The 17,258-nt window shown below is 58.5% G+C and carries 15 protein-coding genes; 9 read left to right on the top strand and 6 right to left on the bottom strand.

The features are described 5' to 3' along the window. Positions 1 to 58 precede the first annotated feature (58 nt). On the bottom strand, positions 59 to 1,312 hold the full coding sequence (hemA, locus tag PG1C_RS00790; protein WP_202635556.1) for a glutamyl-tRNA reductase: 1,254 nt from the start codon (positions 1,310 to 1,312) through the stop codon (positions 59 to 61). A gap of 691 nt (positions 1,313 to 2,003) precedes the next feature. Beyond that, positions 2,004 to 2,336 (bottom strand): hypothetical protein, encoded by a 333-nt coding sequence (locus PG1C_RS00785; RefSeq protein WP_202635555.1) that lies wholly within the window; start codon positions 2,334 to 2,336, stop codon positions 2,004 to 2,006. 410 nt (positions 2,337 to 2,746) lie between these two features. Between PG1C_RS00785 and PG1C_RS00780 the strand changes: the two genes are divergently transcribed. The 9 genes from PG1C_RS00780 (at position 2,747) to PG1C_RS00740 (ending at position 10,437) form a co-directional block, all read left to right on the top strand. Then, positions 2,747 to 3,754, top strand: a complete 1,008-nt coding sequence (locus tag PG1C_RS00780; RefSeq protein ID WP_202635554.1) for an NAD-dependent epimerase — start codon at positions 2,747 to 2,749, stop codon at positions 3,752 to 3,754. Positions 3,755 to 3,854: 100 nt separating this feature from the next. After that, positions 3,855 to 4,130, top strand: a complete 276-nt coding sequence (locus tag PG1C_RS00775; protein ID WP_202635553.1) for a hypothetical protein — start codon at positions 3,855 to 3,857, stop codon at positions 4,128 to 4,130. 297 nt (positions 4,131 to 4,427) lie between these two features. Further along, the gene (locus PG1C_RS00770) at positions 4,428 to 5,714 is read left to right on the top strand and encodes a nucleotide sugar dehydrogenase (protein WP_202635552.1); all 1,287 of its coding nucleotides are present in this window, start codon (positions 4,428 to 4,430) and stop codon (positions 5,712 to 5,714) included. A 54-nt stretch (positions 5,715 to 5,768) separates the two neighbouring features. Then, positions 5,769 to 6,797, top strand: a complete 1,029-nt coding sequence (locus tag PG1C_RS00765; protein WP_202635551.1) for an MraY family glycosyltransferase — start codon at positions 5,769 to 5,771, stop codon at positions 6,795 to 6,797. Positions 6,798 to 7,180: 383 nt separating this feature from the next. Beyond that, positions 7,181 to 7,543 (top strand): helix-turn-helix transcriptional regulator, encoded by a 363-nt coding sequence (locus PG1C_RS00760; RefSeq protein WP_202635550.1) that lies wholly within the window; start codon positions 7,181 to 7,183, stop codon positions 7,541 to 7,543. Continuing rightward, positions 7,527 to 8,075, top strand: a complete 549-nt coding sequence (locus PG1C_RS00755; protein ID WP_202635549.1) for a hypothetical protein — start codon at positions 7,527 to 7,529, stop codon at positions 8,073 to 8,075. The genes PG1C_RS00760 and PG1C_RS00755 overlap by 17 nt, the downstream gene beginning before the upstream one ends. 73 nt (positions 8,076 to 8,148) lie before the next feature. Beyond that, positions 8,149 to 8,778, top strand: coding sequence for a type IV toxin-antitoxin system AbiEi family antitoxin domain-containing protein (locus tag PG1C_RS00750; protein ID WP_202635548.1), 630 nt, complete (start codon positions 8,149 to 8,151; stop codon positions 8,776 to 8,778). A gap of 89 nt (positions 8,779 to 8,867) precedes the next feature. Continuing rightward, entirely contained in the window at positions 8,868 to 9,947 is a 1,080-nt protein-coding gene (locus PG1C_RS00745; protein ID WP_202635547.1) for an XRE family transcriptional regulator, read from the top strand. Beyond that, positions 9,928 to 10,437, top strand: a complete 510-nt coding sequence (locus PG1C_RS00740) for a PIN domain-containing protein (protein ID WP_202635546.1) — start codon at positions 9,928 to 9,930, stop codon at positions 10,435 to 10,437. Before PG1C_RS00745 ends, PG1C_RS00740 begins: the two co-directional genes overlap by 20 nt. A 43-nt stretch (positions 10,438 to 10,480) precedes the next feature. On the opposite strand, the gene PG1C_RS00735 is transcribed toward PG1C_RS00740, so the two are convergent. The 4 genes from PG1C_RS00735 to PG1C_RS00720 are packed head-to-tail and all read right to left on the bottom strand — an operon-like array spanning position 10,481 to position 17,162. Further along, positions 10,481 to 11,644 (bottom strand): Wadjet anti-phage system protein JetD domain-containing protein, encoded by a 1,164-nt coding sequence (locus tag PG1C_RS00735; protein WP_202635545.1) that lies wholly within the window; start codon positions 11,642 to 11,644, stop codon positions 10,481 to 10,483. After that, positions 11,631 to 15,005, bottom strand: coding sequence for an ATP-binding protein (locus tag PG1C_RS00730; RefSeq protein ID WP_202635544.1), 3,375 nt, complete (start codon positions 15,003 to 15,005; stop codon positions 11,631 to 11,633). Before PG1C_RS00730 ends, PG1C_RS00735 begins: the two co-directional genes overlap by 14 nt. Then, on the bottom strand, positions 15,002 to 15,709 hold the full coding sequence (locus tag PG1C_RS00725) for a DUF4194 domain-containing protein (protein WP_237218237.1): 708 nt from the start codon (positions 15,707 to 15,709) through the stop codon (positions 15,002 to 15,004). Before PG1C_RS00725 ends, PG1C_RS00730 begins: the two co-directional genes overlap by 4 nt. Continuing rightward, positions 15,696 to 17,162: a DUF3375 domain-containing protein gene (locus tag PG1C_RS00720; RefSeq protein WP_284431774.1), complete on the bottom strand. Its 1,467-nt coding sequence runs from the start codon at positions 17,160 to 17,162 to the stop codon at positions 15,696 to 15,698. Before PG1C_RS00720 ends, PG1C_RS00725 begins: the two co-directional genes overlap by 14 nt. Between the last annotated feature and the right edge of the window lie 96 nt (positions 17,163 to 17,258).

Genomic DNA, 17,258 nt, shown 5'->3' with positions numbered 1-17,258 from the left:
AGGCGATCACAAATAATGGCCAAGTACGCGCGCAAAGCGCAGCACCGGCGCGGACAATCTAATCAGTGGAAGAAAGATGGTACAGGCGCGCAATTAGTGCGGCGATCTCGGTGCGCTCATCGCCTTCTGCCTGATTCAAGGCCTGCGTTGGCGCATGCAAAAATTTATTGATTAGCCCATGCGACAGCGCGTCGAGCACCTTATCGGGCGCATCACCGCGCGCCAGCAATTTCAGCGCGTGTTCGATTTCATGCCGCCGCATGCGCTCTGCAGCATCGCGCAAGGCGCGAATGGTGGGCACGGTCTCGCGCGCGGCTAACCAATGCAAAAAACCCTGCACGCGCTCATCGATGATCGCTTCGGCTTCAATGACCGCTGCCTGGCGTGATTCCAGTCCGGATTCAACAATCTGCCCAAGATCATCCAGCGTGTAGAGAAACGCATCATCCAGATCACCCACTTCTCTTTCGATATCGCGCGGGATCGCCAGATCAACCATCACCATCGGCCGATGGCGGCGAATTTTCAACGCCCGCTCAACCAACCCTAAGCCAATAATCGGCAGCGGGCTGGCGGTGCAAGAGATCACAATATCGTAATTCGCCAGCCGCTCGGCCACCTCGTCGAGCCGTAACGCGTCGCCGGAAAAGCGCTGCGCCAGCGCCTCGGCACGCTCAATCGTACGGTTAGCAATGGTGAGCTGCTTGGGTTTTTGACCGGCAAAGTGCGCGGCGCAAAGCTCGATCATTTCGCCTGCACCAATAAACAAAATGCGTTGCGCGGCGATTGACTCAAAAATGCGCGCGGAAAGCCGCACGGCAGCGGCCGCCATCGACACCGTGTTCGCACCGATCGCAGTGGTGGAGCGCACTTCCTTAGCGACGGCAAAGGTGCGCTGGAAGAGCTTGCCAAGCAGCGTGCCCAACGTGCCAGCTTCTTCAGCAATGCGCGCCGCCTGCTTCATCTGCCCCAGAATCTGCGGCTCGCCGAGCACCATGGAATCCAGCCCAGAGGCCACGCGAAACATGTGGCGCACCGCATCCTGCTGCGGATATTGATACAGATAGGGCTGAATCTTCTCCGGCGGCAGCGCATGGTATGTCGCCAGCCAGTCAGCCGCCACTTGCGGGTGCTCAGTGGTGCAATACAGTTCGGTGCGATTACAGGTCGACAATAGCGCGGCTTCGTGCACCGTGTGCTCGCGCAACAGATCGTGCAGAGCCTGGCCCAGGTGTGCAGGCTGGAAGGCGATAAGCTCGCGCACGGCCAGCGGTGCCGTATGGTGATTGATACCTAGAGCAAAAAGCTGCACGTCGGTTGAACCCTGAGAGAGGCCGGGGTGATCCGGCGGAGTGAATAGTAGACGTATTAAAAACCGGGAACAAGAAAACGACAAGGTTCGCAACGGTAGGCAGCGGCGGGCCAGGGGTTTTATGTGGACGGAATTCGCCTATTTTAACGCCCATTCGCAGATTGGATGGCAGCGGGCTAATCCCCGAGATGTGCCATCATTGCGCAGGACAGAAACACACCGTACGGCCAGGCAGTTTGATGTGCGAGGCAGGCCGGTTATCTTTATGCCACTGTCGATCAAGCGGCATGGTTAGCAAGGTGCTACTGGTACCGCCGCCGGGGACCAAGAGCGCCAAAATCAAATCGTCGTTCGATCTGCCGGTGGTCCGGCCCCTGGGCAAGGCGCTCTACTGGCAAGGCGCTGGATTCCGGCGAGGGCCAATGCCACCGAGCTTGCCCGGGTCACTCAAACCGGAACGGAGGGCCCGGTGTCCAAGGCTCTGCGATTGACGCGTCCGACCCCGGACATCGTACAGGCGATTGTTGATGATCGTCAGCTACGGCACCTCAATCTGCATCCGGTACGTGGCGGCAGGCTGAGGTGTCAGTAGACTGGAACAAGCAGCGGGTGGTGTTCAGGTTCACATCTGCCGCCGCTTTCGACAAATAAACCTCTCGCTTTACCACTTACCTCTGGTCATGGTCCGACTTCACTTACTTCTATTTTGAGACGAGTTCTCGTCTTTCCCATCCTTCGTCATCGGTGAGCCATGGCGTTTATGCTTGCTATGGGCAGCACCCGCTTTTTCATGGGTTAGACCTTCCTGGCTCATACGGTCTTCCGCACGCTCCAGCCCCTTATCTCTGTCGCTGGCATCAGGTCCATTGGTATTTTGCATCCCTTGACTGCTGATGTGCTCTGGCGACATACCGCCCATACTACCGGCATGCCCCCCGCCTCCCGGTCCACCACGGGCAAAAGTGGTGACACTGGTACTGGCCAAAAACACAGTGGTAGCAATAACAAATATTCTTTTGAACATGATTCCTCCTTATGCAATTGAATTCCATGAAGCATTCACGTAGATACTTTTCCACGTCATCAAAATATACACCGCGCTCAATGGCATTTCTATAACGAAATGTCATAGACGGTAACACTTATTGCTGGACCCAAATTCCGCGATTGAAATTTTCACACCCGGGAACGCACCGGCACAAGCAACTGCAATGCCACATGAATAGTTTGGGCGGATTTTGGTAAGCGGCTCCAAGCGCATCGATGTGCGGCATATCGTTGCCAGAGTTGATCGGGAATTGACTCGGGGAAAATCGCCCGCGCCAGCGTGAAACAACAGCAGATTTCGTCACCCGCGCAAGCGCGACATATCTTCATCGTGGTGGAACCATTGGCCAACTATGAGAAAATGCGTTCTTTTCAGGTGGATGAATAGTGAAAATTCTTGTGACCGGTTGCGCCGGATTCATCGGCATGCATGTTTGCGAACGCCTGCTGGCGCGCGGCGACGAAGTCATCGGGCTGGATAACCTGAACGATTATTACGATGTCACGCTCAAAGAAGCGCGACTGGCACGACTGACACCCCGCTCGTTGTTCCGCTTCATCAAGCATGACGTGGCAGACCGGCCCGGCATGGCTGAACTGTTCGCCCATGAAAAGCCACAGCGGGTGATTCATCTGGCTGCCCAGGCTGGCGTGCGCTATTCGCTACAAAACCCACACGCTTATGTGGACAGCAACCTGACTGGCTTCGTAAACATCCTCGAAGGCTGCCGTCACGCCGGGGTTGAGCATCTCACCTATGCCAGCAGCTCCAGCGTGTATGGTGGCAACACCAAAATGCCGTTTAGTGAGACCGATTCGGTAGACCATCCGGTGAGCCTGTATGCCGCCACCAAAAAAGCCAACGAGCTGATGGCTCATACCTACAGCCACCTATATGGCATACCCACCACCGGGCTGCGTTTTTTTACCGTGTACGGCCCCTGGGGCCGGCCCGACATGGCGCTGTTTTTGTTCACCAAGGCGATACTCGAAGGGCAGCCGATTGATGTTTTCAACCATGGCAAGATGCAACGCGACTTCACCTATATCGATGATATTGTCGAAGGCGTGATCCGCGTTTGCGACCGGCCGCCCATGGCCAATCCAGCGTTTGACAAACAGCATCCCGACCCCGCCACCAGTTGGGCACCTTACCGCGTGTTCAACATCGGCAACCACAATCCTGTGGAGCTCATGACCTACATCACCACGCTTGAAACTGCTTTAGGCAAAACCGCGCAGAAAAATTTTTTACCGCTGCAAAACGGCGATGTGCCCGCCACCTCGGCTGACACTGCTGCGCTACAAGCCGCCACCGGCTTCGCCCCCGCCACCAGCGTCGAACAGGGCATCGCACGCTTTGTTACCTGGTATCGCGGCTATTACGGCGTCTGACATGCCACCAGAGAACGCCAGTCTCCTCATCGATCAGTGGGCATCTTGCAAACCATGACTTGCCGTAAAATGACACTTTGATGCTTACGCGAAGGGCGGCATGATGCGAACCACGCTCACAATCGAAGACGCACTGGCCTGCCAACTCAAAAAGCGCGCGCAAGAAGCAGGCAAACCCTTTAAGCCGGTGATCAATGAAAACCTGCTGACGGAGTTGCAGCAGAAAGCAGTACGCAAGTCCACGTCTCCAGCGTATCGCCTGAAGCCGGCTTCGCTTGGCGTACCGCTGGCGAGCATTAATCTGGACAAGGCATTGCATCTTGCGGACGAACTGGAAGACATATCGCTACGAGCCAATCTGGAGCAACGCAAGTGATTCTGGTTGATGCCAACCTGCTGACTTATGCGGTCAACCAGAACTTGCCCCAACACAAACGCGCCATATCCTGGTGGAAACAGGCGCTCTCGGGCGCCGCAACAGTCAACACTCCCTGGAGGTCGATACTGGCCTTTCTGTGTATTTGCGCCAACCCGCGTATTTTTTCGCAGCTGCTGTCTCCAGAATCGGCTATTGCCTGCATAGATGAAAGCTGGAACAGCCCCTTGTCGGTTCGGTGGGCAAGTCTGCTATGAACCATTGTACCAACACCCATTTATCCGGCCAATTAAGATAATGCTACCTGAAAATCCCATCATTGCCATCGTCGGCCTCGGCTATGTCGGCCTGCCGCTCGCTGTTGAATTCGGCAAGCAATGTCAAACCATCGGCTTTGATTTATCGGCCGCCAAGGTTGCCGCCTACAACGAATTCCGCGACCCGACCGGCGAAGTCTCGGCGGACGATTTGCGCGCAGCCGCAAAACTCGACTGCACTACCGATCCGCGCCGTCTTGCCAGCGCCGACTTTTTGATCGTCGCCGTGCCCACGCCCGTTGACGCCGCGCATCAGCCCGACTTCGGCCCGCTGATCGGCGCATCAACCATTGTCGGCCAGCACATGAAACGCGGTGCGGTGGTGATTTTTGAGTCCACCGTCTATCCCGGCGCAACAGAAGAAGTCTGTATCCCCGTGCTGGAAAAACATTCCGGCATGCAGTGGCAAACAGATTTTCACATCGGCTATTCGCCTGAGCGTATCAACCCCGGCGACAGGGAACACACGCTCACCAAAATCATCAAGGTCGTCTCTGGCGACGATGCGGCAACGCTCGCGCAAGTCGCGCAGCTTTACGAATCCGTCATCACCGCCGGCGTGCATCGCGCTTCATCGATCAAGGTCGCCGAAGCCGCCAAGGTGATCGAGAACACTCAGCGCGATCTCAACATTGCGCTGATGAACGAACTGTCCATCATCTTCGACAAGATCGGCATCGCCACCTCGGACGTGCTGGCCGCTGCCGGCACCAAATGGAACTTTCTCAAATTTTCGCCCGGCCTCGTTGGCGGCCACTGCATCGGCGTCGACCCCTACTACCTGACGCATAAGGCCGACATGCTTGGCTACCACCCGCAAGTGATTCTCGCCGGCCGCCGCATCAACGACGGCATGGGCAAATTCATTGCCGAAAAAACCGTCAAACTGATGATTGAATCCGGCAGCGGCATCAAGGGGGCAAAGGTCAACGTGCTGGGCCTCACCTTCAAGGAAAACTGCCCCGACCTGCGCAACTCAAAAGTGCCGGACATCATTACCGAACTCCAAAGTTACGGCATCGAAGTCATCGCGCATGACCCGCTGGCCGACACAGACGAGGCGATGCACGAATACGGGCTGACATTAACCTCCTGGGAAAATTTACCCGCAGCGGATGCCGTCGTCATCGCCGTGGCGCACGACGCCTACCGCCAGCGCGAGGCTGTCGGCATTGCCGAATGTCTTGCCGCGCACGGCTGCATCATTGACGTCAAATCGCTGTTTGGGAGCGGCGCATTCGGGGCGAGAAAAGTGTGGTCGCTGTAACACCAACACAATGTCATCGGGCAGTGGCAACGGCGTGGTTATGAGCCAGTGCCCATGACTTACCTTATTTCATCCGTGGTCTCGTTTTCTGTTTGTTTTTTGCTTTTGCGTTGGCTGCTGCGTGGGCAACTGGCGAAAACTACGCTGGATCAGCCGAATCATCGTTCGTTACATTCCACACCGACGCCGCGTATCGGCGGGCTGGGCTTGCTGGCGGGCATTCTTGGCGGTAGCTTGCTGACAGGTGCACTGGTTGATTCATCGCCACTGCTGCTGCTACTTATTCTGCTGTTGCTTCTCGGCGGCTTTTGCTTTCTGGATGATCGCCGTGGACTATCAGCTGCGCTACGTCTGTCGGTGCATTTGCTGGTGGCCGCCGTGTGGGTGGTTGCTGCCGGAAAAGTCTTGGGTCCGTCTTTTGAACACGTTTCTGGGCTGGGTGGCGCTGGTGATACGGTGAGTTGGCCCATGCTATTCGGCCTGACGCTCGCGCTCGGCTGGATGATGAATCTTTACAACTTCATGGACGGCGCCAACGGGCTGGCGGGTGGCATGGCGGTTTTCGGTTTTGGTGTTTACGGAATTGCTGCGTGGCTGGCCGGGCAACCGGAATTCGCGGCGCTGGCTTTCGTCGTAGCGGCTGCCGCGCTGGCATTTTTGGTCTTCAATTTTGACCCTGCACGGGTGTTTTTGGGTGATGTCGGCTCCATCCCGCTCGGCTTTTTGGCGGGTGCACTAGGACTGTGGGGCTGGCAGGCAACGGTATGGCCGGTGTGGTTTCCGCTGCTGGTGTTCTCGCCTTTTATTGTGGACGCCACTGTCACGCTACTACGCCGTGCCTTGCGCGGCGAGAAGGTGTGGCAGGCGCATCATGATCATGCCTATCAGCGCCTCATCCGCTCCGGCTGGTCACACCGGCAGCTGGCGTTAGCAGCGTATGAATTGATGGCCGCGTGCGCTGCGAGTGCGCTGGTTTTACGTACCATGAACGGTGCCTCAGTTACCTTAGGCCTGGCTTTTTGGGTAGTGATATACGCCGTCCTGCTATTCGCTGTGGCGTACCGCTGGCGGCAAGAGAAATAAAACAACAAAGAATCGACCTTGCAGAAATGCGAGGAATGTGAGCGCTATGCCGGAAATTACGGGCATGAATTACGAACGTGATGTGGGCAAATTCCAGAAACGCCAAAGCCGACTAAAAAGTCGGCTTTGTACGTTGGTGGTGGAGTTTAACAGAAAACCAAACCCACATATCAGCAGTCTCTCAGCCCCGGTCGGAAGCCTTGAGACCCTCGCGCGATTCCGGGGAAGGATTTCGCGCAACCGCACATGCCCATGATTGTAAGTTCAGAGAGGCAGATTGGCACTCGCAGTTGCCACGACTGCCGGGGAATCTCGGGGCCGCAACTTGGCTTTCCTCTCGTTTGTCGCCGTAATGCCCGGCACGAACGACGAAAGGAAATGCCATGCAAACCGAACCCGCCTTCACCGAAACGGAGCTCGCACGTCGGTGGAACGTCAGCATCAAGACCCTGCAACGCTGGCGCAGCGAAGAACGCGGCCCGCCGTACATCAAGCTCTCAAAGGCCATCCGCTATCCAGTCGATGAGATCGTCACCTATGAGCAGGCGATCCGCCAGGGCATGTCCAACGAAGCGCCGTTGCCATCCTTATGCGACTCGCAGCCCGTTGTCGAATCTCCCGCGCCCACCGCTCCCGAACCAAAGCGGTACTACTTGAGCGAGGCCTTCGCACTCATCGCGCAGTACGGCAGTCTTGAAGCGGCCGAGGCCGCGCTGACGGAGGTGCGTGATGAAACCCAAGGTTGATGCCAACAAGCAGGGCGTTGCGCCCAGCCCGGATGAGCCAGTCATCACGTATCCGGTCCTCGATGAAACCCACTTGTCCTCGAGGTGGAATCTCTCACCCAAGACGCTGCAAAAGTGGCGCTCGGAAGGGATCGGCCCGCCCGCCTGGCACCTCAACAGATCTGTCCGTTACCTTCTGGTGGAGGTCGAGGCCTTCGAACGCAAGGCTCGGGTCACTTGGAAATCCCCTACGGGACGCCAGTTGTCCGAATCCTCTCCCACGGCACGTGAAGATGCCATCGAGCAGATGATGCAGAAACGGCCTGAGCGCCGTGATCGGGTTTTCTACTCCGCCAAGGATGTGGTCGATATCACTGGCTTGCCCGGTTACTGGATTCACCAGAATCAGGAACGCCTGCGGCTCGGCATTCCGTTCTACCGGATCGCAAACGGTGAAGTCATCCGCTTCAGCATCGAGGAACTCTTCCTCTGGGAGATGCATCAGCTGCGCCCATGCCGGTACCCGATGAAAGGGAATGCTGATGCCCCGTAGTTGGGGCGGGCCGTGGCGAAGTGTGTTGTCATGCGTTCCGATATTTCGTTGATTAATTGAAAATGGAGAACAAATGGAACATACTCCAGCCATGCTCTCCGAGACCCATACCCAGCGCATCCTTGATCTGGCCAACCAGAGAGGACTGCTGCGTGCCAGCGACCTGGACGCCATCGGCTCGCCCCGGGTCATCCTGACGCGCATGACGGCCGCAGGTCTGCTGGTACGGGTCGGGCGTGGTCTTTACCGTCTGCCAGGCGCACAGGCGACGGAATTTGAGAGTCTTGCCCTTGTTGCCACCAGGGTGCCACAAGCCGTGTTCTGCCTGCTCACCGCACTCCAGTTCCACGGGCTGACCACCCAACTACCGCGTCAAGTCTGGATCGCCATGCCACGCGGCAGCCACTCACCCCGGATCGACTATCCGCCGATCCGGATGGTTCAGATGGCCGGTAGGGCTCATCTGGCAGGCGTCGAGGAGCACTTGTGCAACGGGGTGAAGGTGCGGATCTACAGCCCGGCCAAGACCGTGGTCGATTGCTTCAAACATCGCAACAAGATCGGTCTGGATGTGGCGCTGGAGGCCTTGAAAGACGCCTGGAGGACGCGCAAGGCCTCTGCAGACGATCTGTGGCGCTACGCCCAGGACTGCCGCGTCGCCACTGTGATGCGCCCCTACATGGAAGCAGTCGCCCACGACTGACGCCACGGTCGCCGAGACGGCCGGGCTTCTCTTTGGTTTAAAAATTTGGTAGGATGACGGTTGTTTTAAACCCAACCCAAGGAGGAGTCATGATTGCAGATCGCATTCGTCAAGCACGATTGGCGGCAGGTCTGACCCTGGGTGCGTTGGGCGAACAGGTGGGTGTTTCTCACACCGCCATCCAGAAGTACGAGAAGGGTCTGCTGACGCCGTCCTCGACTCAGCTGCTCAAGCTGGCCCGCGCCTGCGGCATTCGGACCGAATACTTCTTCCGTACGCACACCGTTGAACTGCTGCAGCCCGAGTTCCGCAAGCTCTCGACCTTTGGCAAGACGGCGCAGGATGCGCTGAAGATCAAGGTCGTCGAGTTGGTGGAAAAGCGCGTGGAGTTGCTCGGCGCGTTTCCCGAACTGCCGTTCCCGGCTTTTGCGCCGCCCGCGAATCTGCCCGAGCACATCACCTCGCTGGATGAGATCGATGCGTTCTCGGATTCGGTCCGCAACGCTTGGCAGTTGGGGCTGAATCCGATTGCTGACCTCACCGACACCCTCGAAGGCCTTGGCTTGCTGGTCATCGTGGTCGATGAAGAGAACCCAGGCTTCTCTGGCTTGACGGCCAAGGCACGGACCGAAGATGGCCGAGAGTATCCGGTCGTGGCTGTTTCCGAGCGCTGGCCCGGTGATCGGCAGCGGTTCACGCTGGCGCATGAGCTGGGGCACCTGTTGCTCGAAGGACGACTGGCTGACGGCATCAACGAAGAGAAAGCCTGCGACCGGTTCGCCGGCGCCTTCCTGGCTCCGCGTGTCGCGGTGTTGCAGTTGCTTGGGGCACAACGCCATGCGCTGGAATGGCAAGAGCTGTACGTGCTCAAGCACGAGTTCGGTCTGTCGATGACTGGATGGCTGCAGCGCGCCAAACAGTGTGGCGTGATCACCGAGGCCGCTCACCTCTCCATGTTCAAGCGGTTTTCGGCCAAGGGCTGGCGCAAGACCGAGCCTGGCCAGCCACTGCCGCAAGAGCATCCCCGACTGTTTGATCAGTTGGTGTACCGCGCCTTGGCCGAGCAATACATTTCTGAAGGCAAGGCGGCGGAACTGCTGGGCATCCCGATGATGCGCTTCCACAAAGAACGCCAGCTGGAGTCATCGGATGCGGTTGCTCATCAGTGATGCGAACATCTTGATCGATATGGAAGCGGGAGCGTTGATGGAAACGCTCTTCCAGCTTCCGATGCAGTTCGGCATCCCTGATCTGCTGTACTACGAAGAAATTGAACCGGGCAGCCCTGGCCTTGAAGACCTGGGCTTGCAGGTCATGGAGGTCAGCGGCGACTTCGTGGCGTATGCCGAGCAGTTGCCAGGCCAGCACAACCATCTGCTTCCCGCTAAAAACGGTCCCAAGCCCAGTCACAACGACTACTTGGCACTGGCGCTTGCGAAGCAAGAGACTTGCACTTTGCTGACCGGCGACGCCAATTTGCGGATTGTTGCCAACAAGGAGCAGGTCAACGTCATGGGAACCATCGGGCTGCTGTGCGCCATGATCGAGAACCAGCTGCTGTCAGTCGACGACGCCTTCAAGGCACTTGACCGAATGAAGTCTGGCAAGCGACGGCTGCCCTGGCCGGAAGCCGAAAAAGTGCTGAACGCGCTGCGTTGATCAGGTTCTGCCATCGGCAGGCAACCATTGGGGGCCAGTGGCTTTAGGCCAATGTCCGCTGCAACGCGCCCCACGCGGCGACCCAGTCGATCCGCTCTTGCTCCAAGCGAACGTTTTGCCCCCAGCGCTGCTGCTTGAGATCCCGATAGAGTTGCTGCTCTTGCTCCGTCAGAAGCGTCAGTTCCGTTGATGGATGCTGCGCCGACTCATCCACCCACAGCGCCTTGTGTTGCAGCAAGGTGCCCTCGTCCATGAGCACGGATTGCAACGCTGGAATGTATGAGCGGGCTCGATGCAGGATGGCAAATCCATGGGTGTCCAAATCACCCCAGTAGATGCACTTCGCGCGGGCAAGCCAAGGCAATCGGGCCAACACGTCGACGTTATAGCCAAGACGCATGAACACGACAGCGCCCGGCATGTCGGACATTGCCAGTCCCGTTTGAAGGTTCTCGACAATAAACACATGTGAGACCGGCAAATTGAGACTTGCCAGATCTTCCACTGGTGCAGTGATGTCACCCACGCCACCGACCCTGGCTCGCAATGCCTGATCCAGCACCCGCATTCGCACAAGGAGTGGAGGTGCCTTCAGTCCGCAGCGCTGGTAGAAGTCCAGGTCGCTGGAGGAGTCCTCTTGTATTGCGGCCACCAGATCCGTCAGCAGTCCTTTGCGCCCATCGAGCCATTTGCTATCCAGCCCGGACACCGGCAGCTGGCGGGGGTATAGGTCGGATTGTGGATGGTTCGCTATCCAGTCCAGCATCTCTGCAAGCCGATGAAAATCGGCATCGCCGTAGTCCGCCAGGACATCAAAGTACCTTGGCAACGGCTGCGCCAGTACCGGCCAGCGAGCGGTGAGTGTCCGGTAGCGAGATTGAGCACGCTCCCATCGTGCGGACTCACCAATCCACATGGCAACATGCTCTGGGCCGCCCAACGCTAGCTTCTCCGGTAGTAGCTGAACGCCAAGCGCTTTCCACCGGCGCTCACACCAGGACAAGGAGCCGACTCCTTGCCAACCTTGCCATGCGCTCACCCAAGCACGAACGCCGTCGACCTGCCTCAGCGCAGCCTGTTCCGTCGGTATGCCGAGCGGAACTTCCAGCGGCCATTGATCCTCGCCCGCATCACCAATCAACCACTCGCGGTGCTTGCTTTGAAAGCGACGGGCAAGAAACTGCCGAACATCTTCAGGAAGCTTCAACGCTAGCCTCCTCTCGTGCGTGCTCTGGCAGTTTCAGCCGCTGACGATCACCGTCGTACTCAATCAGCAGGACGCCTGACACGCGCCGATCGCTGATGTCCACGAAGCAGGCGCCACCGATGAATGGCTCAAGGGTCATGACGGACTTCAGCGGCGTGGCGACCACCATCTGGAATCCGAAATTGGTAAAGATATTCATCGCCAAAGCGGTGAACTCGTTATCCGCCTTGTCGAAGGCTTCATCCAGCACGACGGGCGCATACATCGGCACGCCGTGGTCGTTCCCGCCCAGTTGATATCGCAGGGCTGCGGCCAAGCACGTAGTGGCCAGTTTCTGCCGTTGGCCGCCGGACTTGCCTGCTCCGCTGCGGTAGATCTCGACCTCGACGCCGCTTTCATCGATCTCCCGCCCGATGAACTCAACATGCTGTCGAACGTCGAGCACAGTCTCGCGCCAGCGCTTTTGCTCGGGGTCCTGACTGGCGAGTCGATCAACAAGTCGTCGCAAGGCCAGAAACCGTGCCTCGGCAAACTCGCGATCCTCCGTCCATGCATGACTCAGCGCCTGCTGGATCTCCTGCTTGAACTCCTTGACGTCGACAAGCTGCCGGTCACTGGCGTCGATGTGGAGATAGGTGCGTTGATTGGCGCTCTGGTTGAAGGGCACCTGGCCAAGACTATCGTTGACCAGATCCATCCGTTCCAGGATCGCCTTACGCGCATCGTTCAGGTAGGTGGAAAGCGCCGCCAGATTCTGGTGGCTTTGGTTCTGTAGCAGTTCAAAGAATCGCTGCTCATAGGCGGGCAGTCCATCCGTTTCCAGCCGAACCAGTTTGGCGAAGAAATCTGGCGCGCTGGCAAGGCTCGTGTCCATGTCGCCCGCGTCCATCGGCCATTGCCGTTTGAAATCGGCAAAGCGCGCTTCTATTTCCTTCTCGCAGGCACCAATCCCACGGTTGACCTCTTCGATCTCCGCATTGAGTGCGCGTTCTACAGACGTTGTCACCTTGTCGAGGTTGTCGAGCCGGACTGCATCTGACTGCTTGGCGAAGCGCTCGTCGAGACCCGACACCTGATGGGGCGTCAATGGAACGATAGACGCGTCCTGCAGGAGAGATTCCAGTTTCTGGGTGCTGGTCTTGATCTGATCAAGAATCGAGTCGTGCGCGCGTGTTGCCTGGCGAAGCTCCTTGTCAGCATCCTCGACGAGCTTCTTTTGTTCACCGATCTGCTCGCTGATTTGCAGCAGGGTGGCATTGCCCTCCCGCGCTTCGCGGATCTGCCGTTCAATGCTGGAGATGCGATCCAGCAATGGGAGCACATCTATTTCCTGCCACTGGAGATTCACCAGAGTCTGGCACTGCATCGCTCGGGCCGCACGATTCTTGTCCTGGTCGGAGAGCTTGTCGATCTCCCCGCCGAGGCGCGAAATGGTGTCAGCTAGCTCCTGCGCCTGAGCTTGAAAGAGCCCGAGCTTCTCGCGGTTATCGAATCCGAGCACCCAGTTTCGCCGGTCGCCGACACTTCTTCGGTCGTCTTTCTCGTGCCGGGTTTTGCTGTGCTTGACCTGCCCCTCGCGGGTGATGGCGCGATCAGCACTCCTGAACGACTGAATGGAATCGACGCACGCGTAATCGAAGCGTTGCCGTAGCTCGGCCTGGAGCCAATCGGCATACGCCCCCTCCTTGACGTTCAGCTTGAGGACGAGCGAGTTGCCACCAATGGGCTTGGCCTGCCAGGTCTCCGGGCGGCCAGTCCGGTAATAAACCAGGCGCTGGCCGAGGTGGGTGGTGTTGATGTGGTTGGCTAGCGCTGAATACTGGCGCTCGTCTACCAAGAGTGAGAGCGCGAATCCATGCAGTACGCGCTCAATGGCCCCCTGCCATTCGGCCTCGTCAGGCTTCACCTCGACGAGTTCGCCAACAAAGGGAAGTGCCGACTCTGAGATGCCGATGGCGGCGGCGATTTCTCGACGCATTTCCAGCATGTCCGCCGGAATGTTCGATGGCTGGCGCTGGAGTGCCTGCACCTCTTTCAGTGCTTGCGAAAACGCGGTCTCGGCATCCTTCTTTTCTCGGTCCAGGCGGAACTGCTCGGCCCGGCTATCGTTGCTGCGCTGTTCCCAATTTTCGACTTCCTGCCGCGCGTTGCCCAACAGTTCTGCGAAGGCTTGAGGCGAATCAGGAAGGCTCCAGCCCAGCTTCTTGCACGCATCTTCGGCCTGACCGCGTTTGCGCAGGCGATCCGTGCGCTGGCCCTCCAGACCAGATTTCTCTGCTTCCCATTGTTCGATCTGATCACCGCCTGCTTCACGGTGCTGCCGCTCCAGATCGCGCAGGATTGCAGCGTGGTTTTCCAGAGTGCTTTGACGTCGCCCCACTTCGCCTTCCGAGCCGTTGGCTTGCACCTCCAGGGATGCCACGTGCTCCTTGAGGAGCTCAATACGGCGAGTCTCACGGTAGCCATCAACCCCCAGCCGAAGCTCATCCAGCCCATTGCGCAGCAGCATCAACGAATCCCTGCGCTGATGCTGCTCCCGCGCTGGCGCGAGCGTTTGAACCTGTTCGCGAGCCGTGACGACCGCCTGGTGGGCCGCATTGAGTTCGCCGAATTCGCTGACCAAGCGATCCGCCACCTCGAAGGTCTCGGGCTTGTCGAGCATGAAGTCGCGCAGGAAGGTATTGAGGTCGCCGAGGTTTTTGGCCGACTGGGTTTTGTGCAGCAAACGCAGCGCCATTTCGCTTTCGATGCCGAGCAGACGGCAGAACCGTTCGCAATAGGGGCGAAATTCGTCGCGTGCGAATGCCTCAGGGAAAGACTGCTTGAGCTTCCGGATGTCGAAGTTGAATTGGCCAAAGTCCTCCAGCTCGCGCAGATCAAAGGCCCGTTCCATGACAAGGTAGTGGCGTTTGACGTCGGTACTGCCGTTTGCATTGCCCCGCAACCAGAACACCTGAACCAGCACCACAGACTGACCCAAGGCATTCTGGTAGGTCAGTGCCAAGGCTGACCAGGTCGTCCCTGCGCGCAGGTAGCGGGTCGCGATCTCTCCCGACTCCCCATCCTTCTGTTCAGCCCACGCACCACGTATGTAGGTGACGAGGTTTCGGTCACGACCGCTGCGGTCCGCCTCGCGTGCAGCAGCGTTGAAATCGATCCAGCGAGGTGGCGTCAGCAACGCCGAAAATGCATCGAGCAGTGTCGACTTTCCAGCGCCGGATCGACCCACAAACAGAAAGCCTCGCTCGCTGATCGGCACGTCGTGCAGGCCGGAGAAAGTACCCCAGTTGTAAACCTGCAGGCGGGTCATCCGGAACTGCTCGCGGGCAAACAAGGAGGCGGTTTGGGGTTCCGAGATCATTGGTCAGCCTCCTCATCAGCTTCAGTCTGAACCAGCTGCGCTGGCGTTTCTCCGGCCGCCATTCGCTGATACAGGTGCGTCAGCGCTTGTATTTCCTCTGCCGAGAAGAGGAGCTTCAGCGTCGGCGAAATCTCGAAGCGATCCTCACTCGAGCGAATTTTCTGAAGAATGCTGTGCTTCTTGATCTTCTCGATGGAGGCATGAACCCGTTTCACGAACCCTGCACGGTCGGTGTTGGCGGCGCGCTCATAGAGGGAGAGAAACTCCGTGATCTCGTCTGTCGACACCACGGCACGGTCGCCCTGCGAGTCCGCCTGGGTCAATCGCTGGCGAAGGTGGAGCAGCAGAATGGAGTCAATGAACGTCAGCTGGGCACGACGCAACAGGAGAGGTACCTCAAGTTCGCCGGTGTCTGCCTGGCGCGTGAACGCCACTTGTACGTCTCGGTCGATAACCAGTTCGAGAAACAGCTCGGCAAGACGCCGACGGATCACCGCTTCGTCTCGTACCAAGATCGGCCAGAGTTTTGGATGCCGACGTCCGTCGAGCGATGGCCCTGCCAGCAGCTGCACCAGGGCGCGCCGGGTATCCAGTGCCAACTCGCCGCTGTCGCCCAGGAACAGGGTGTTGGCAGGTGCCTGAGCATCATCGGGTGCTTGTGCTTCGACTGGCATTGCTGATTCGTTGTTCTCAGACCAGTTCATTGGCCCGCTCCCTCAAAAAGAAGATCTTTGGAATTCGGGCGCTACGACGCTCGTCGTCGCCTCCAACCCAGCCTACGGTTTCACTGTGGTCGGCCTTGAACCCATGCCGACTGCCCAACGCAAGCAGGCCGACGACGCTGCCCAACCCCTGCGCAGCAGGGAACTGCTCCAGCACGTCGGCAATGGATGCCTGGGAGCGTTGCTCTAGGACAGCCAGCACGTTGGCCTTCAGTGTTCGGAAGTCGATCTCGGACTGTGCGACCAGTTCGCTCACAGACTCAAGGTCGATTGGCGGCGCATCCCCTTCTGCCATCTGCCCGGGCAATGCTTGTAGGGATGGGTCGTGCAACACCCATTGAGACAATGAGCGCAAACGACTGCTCGTGAGTTCCAGCGTGTACTGGAGGGTTTCTGTGGCCCTGACTTCATCCTTCAGGGCCAGTGCTGCGCGTTGGGCGTCTTTCAGCAGGTGATTGAGTCGGCGTTGCTCGAGGTACTCACGACTTTGGACGAAGTGCTTCAGGCTGCGCGCGAAGGTCTGGAGCACCTCGTGAACCATACCGCCTTGCTCGAGAAGAGTCCGCGTGAGCCGCAGAAGGAATCGTCGCTCCTTGGCTTCGAGCTGCCCCACGAACTCCCGCGACATAACGCTATCTAGCGCCTGATCAAGCGTGGCCGCTTGTTCTGGGTCCGTGAGCAGTCGCCAGAAAGCGGAGAAAGTTCTTCCGGCGTCACTCTCTGAAATCAGGTCGATTCCGGCGAACAGCGAATCCAGCACATCCCCGCGATTGCCATCGTTGTCCATGATGCGCTCACGGAGATCGCGATTGAGCTGGTCGAACTGATCGCGGACTCGGCGGAAATCACCGGCCAGATCGTCGGCCAGCGTGATGATCTCCCGCGTGCGCTCGAGCGCCGTTGTTTGGGGCAGCACGCGCATCTGCCCCTTCTGGATGGCGTCAATCTCCTTGTCGATGCGGGCTTGCTCGGCCATCAGCCGGTCGATGCGGCGGAACTTGTCGGTGTCGGTGTCCTCGGCAAGTCGGGCCAAGGCCTCGATGACGAGCGTCAGGCGACTTTCGGTCGCGGCGGAGTGCGGCTGCGCCAGTCCAGATACAAACCGAATGGCTTCGACGGCCGCCGTGGAGAGTTCATATTCCTCTTCTGAAGCCCCAGCCGGGAAGCGTCGCTCCAGGTACCCATCGGCGAGCCAGCTGGCGACATACGCCTGTGCCGTTTGGGGAAAGTCTTCGCCTTGGGCGCGCAGCTCTTCCAGATCCCTTGCGATGCGTTCGTGAAAAATGGAGGCAGGGAGGCTTCGCTCGCTCTCATATAGATGAGATTGGAGCAGGCCAATGACGGTGGGCCCGGTAGTCGAGGCAAGCAGACGCCACAGCGGCTGCGCCCGCATGCGCCGGTAGGTCGCGATGGCTTTGTCTGCTTTCACTCCCATGCTCCAAAGTGCGGGCATCGCCCGTCATGTGGTAATCACAATGCAACGCATACAAGAATCATAAACATTGCGTTGCCACATTCTAGAGCAGCTTAT

Origin of the sequence: Rugosibacter aromaticivorans (genome assembly GCF_000934545.1) — a bacterium.
In the GTDB taxonomy this organism is placed as follows: domain Bacteria; phylum Pseudomonadota; class Gammaproteobacteria; order Burkholderiales; family Rhodocyclaceae; genus Rugosibacter; species Rugosibacter aromaticivorans.
Note: the sequence above shows the minus strand (reverse complement) of the source record. Positions and strands in the feature narration are given on the sequence as shown.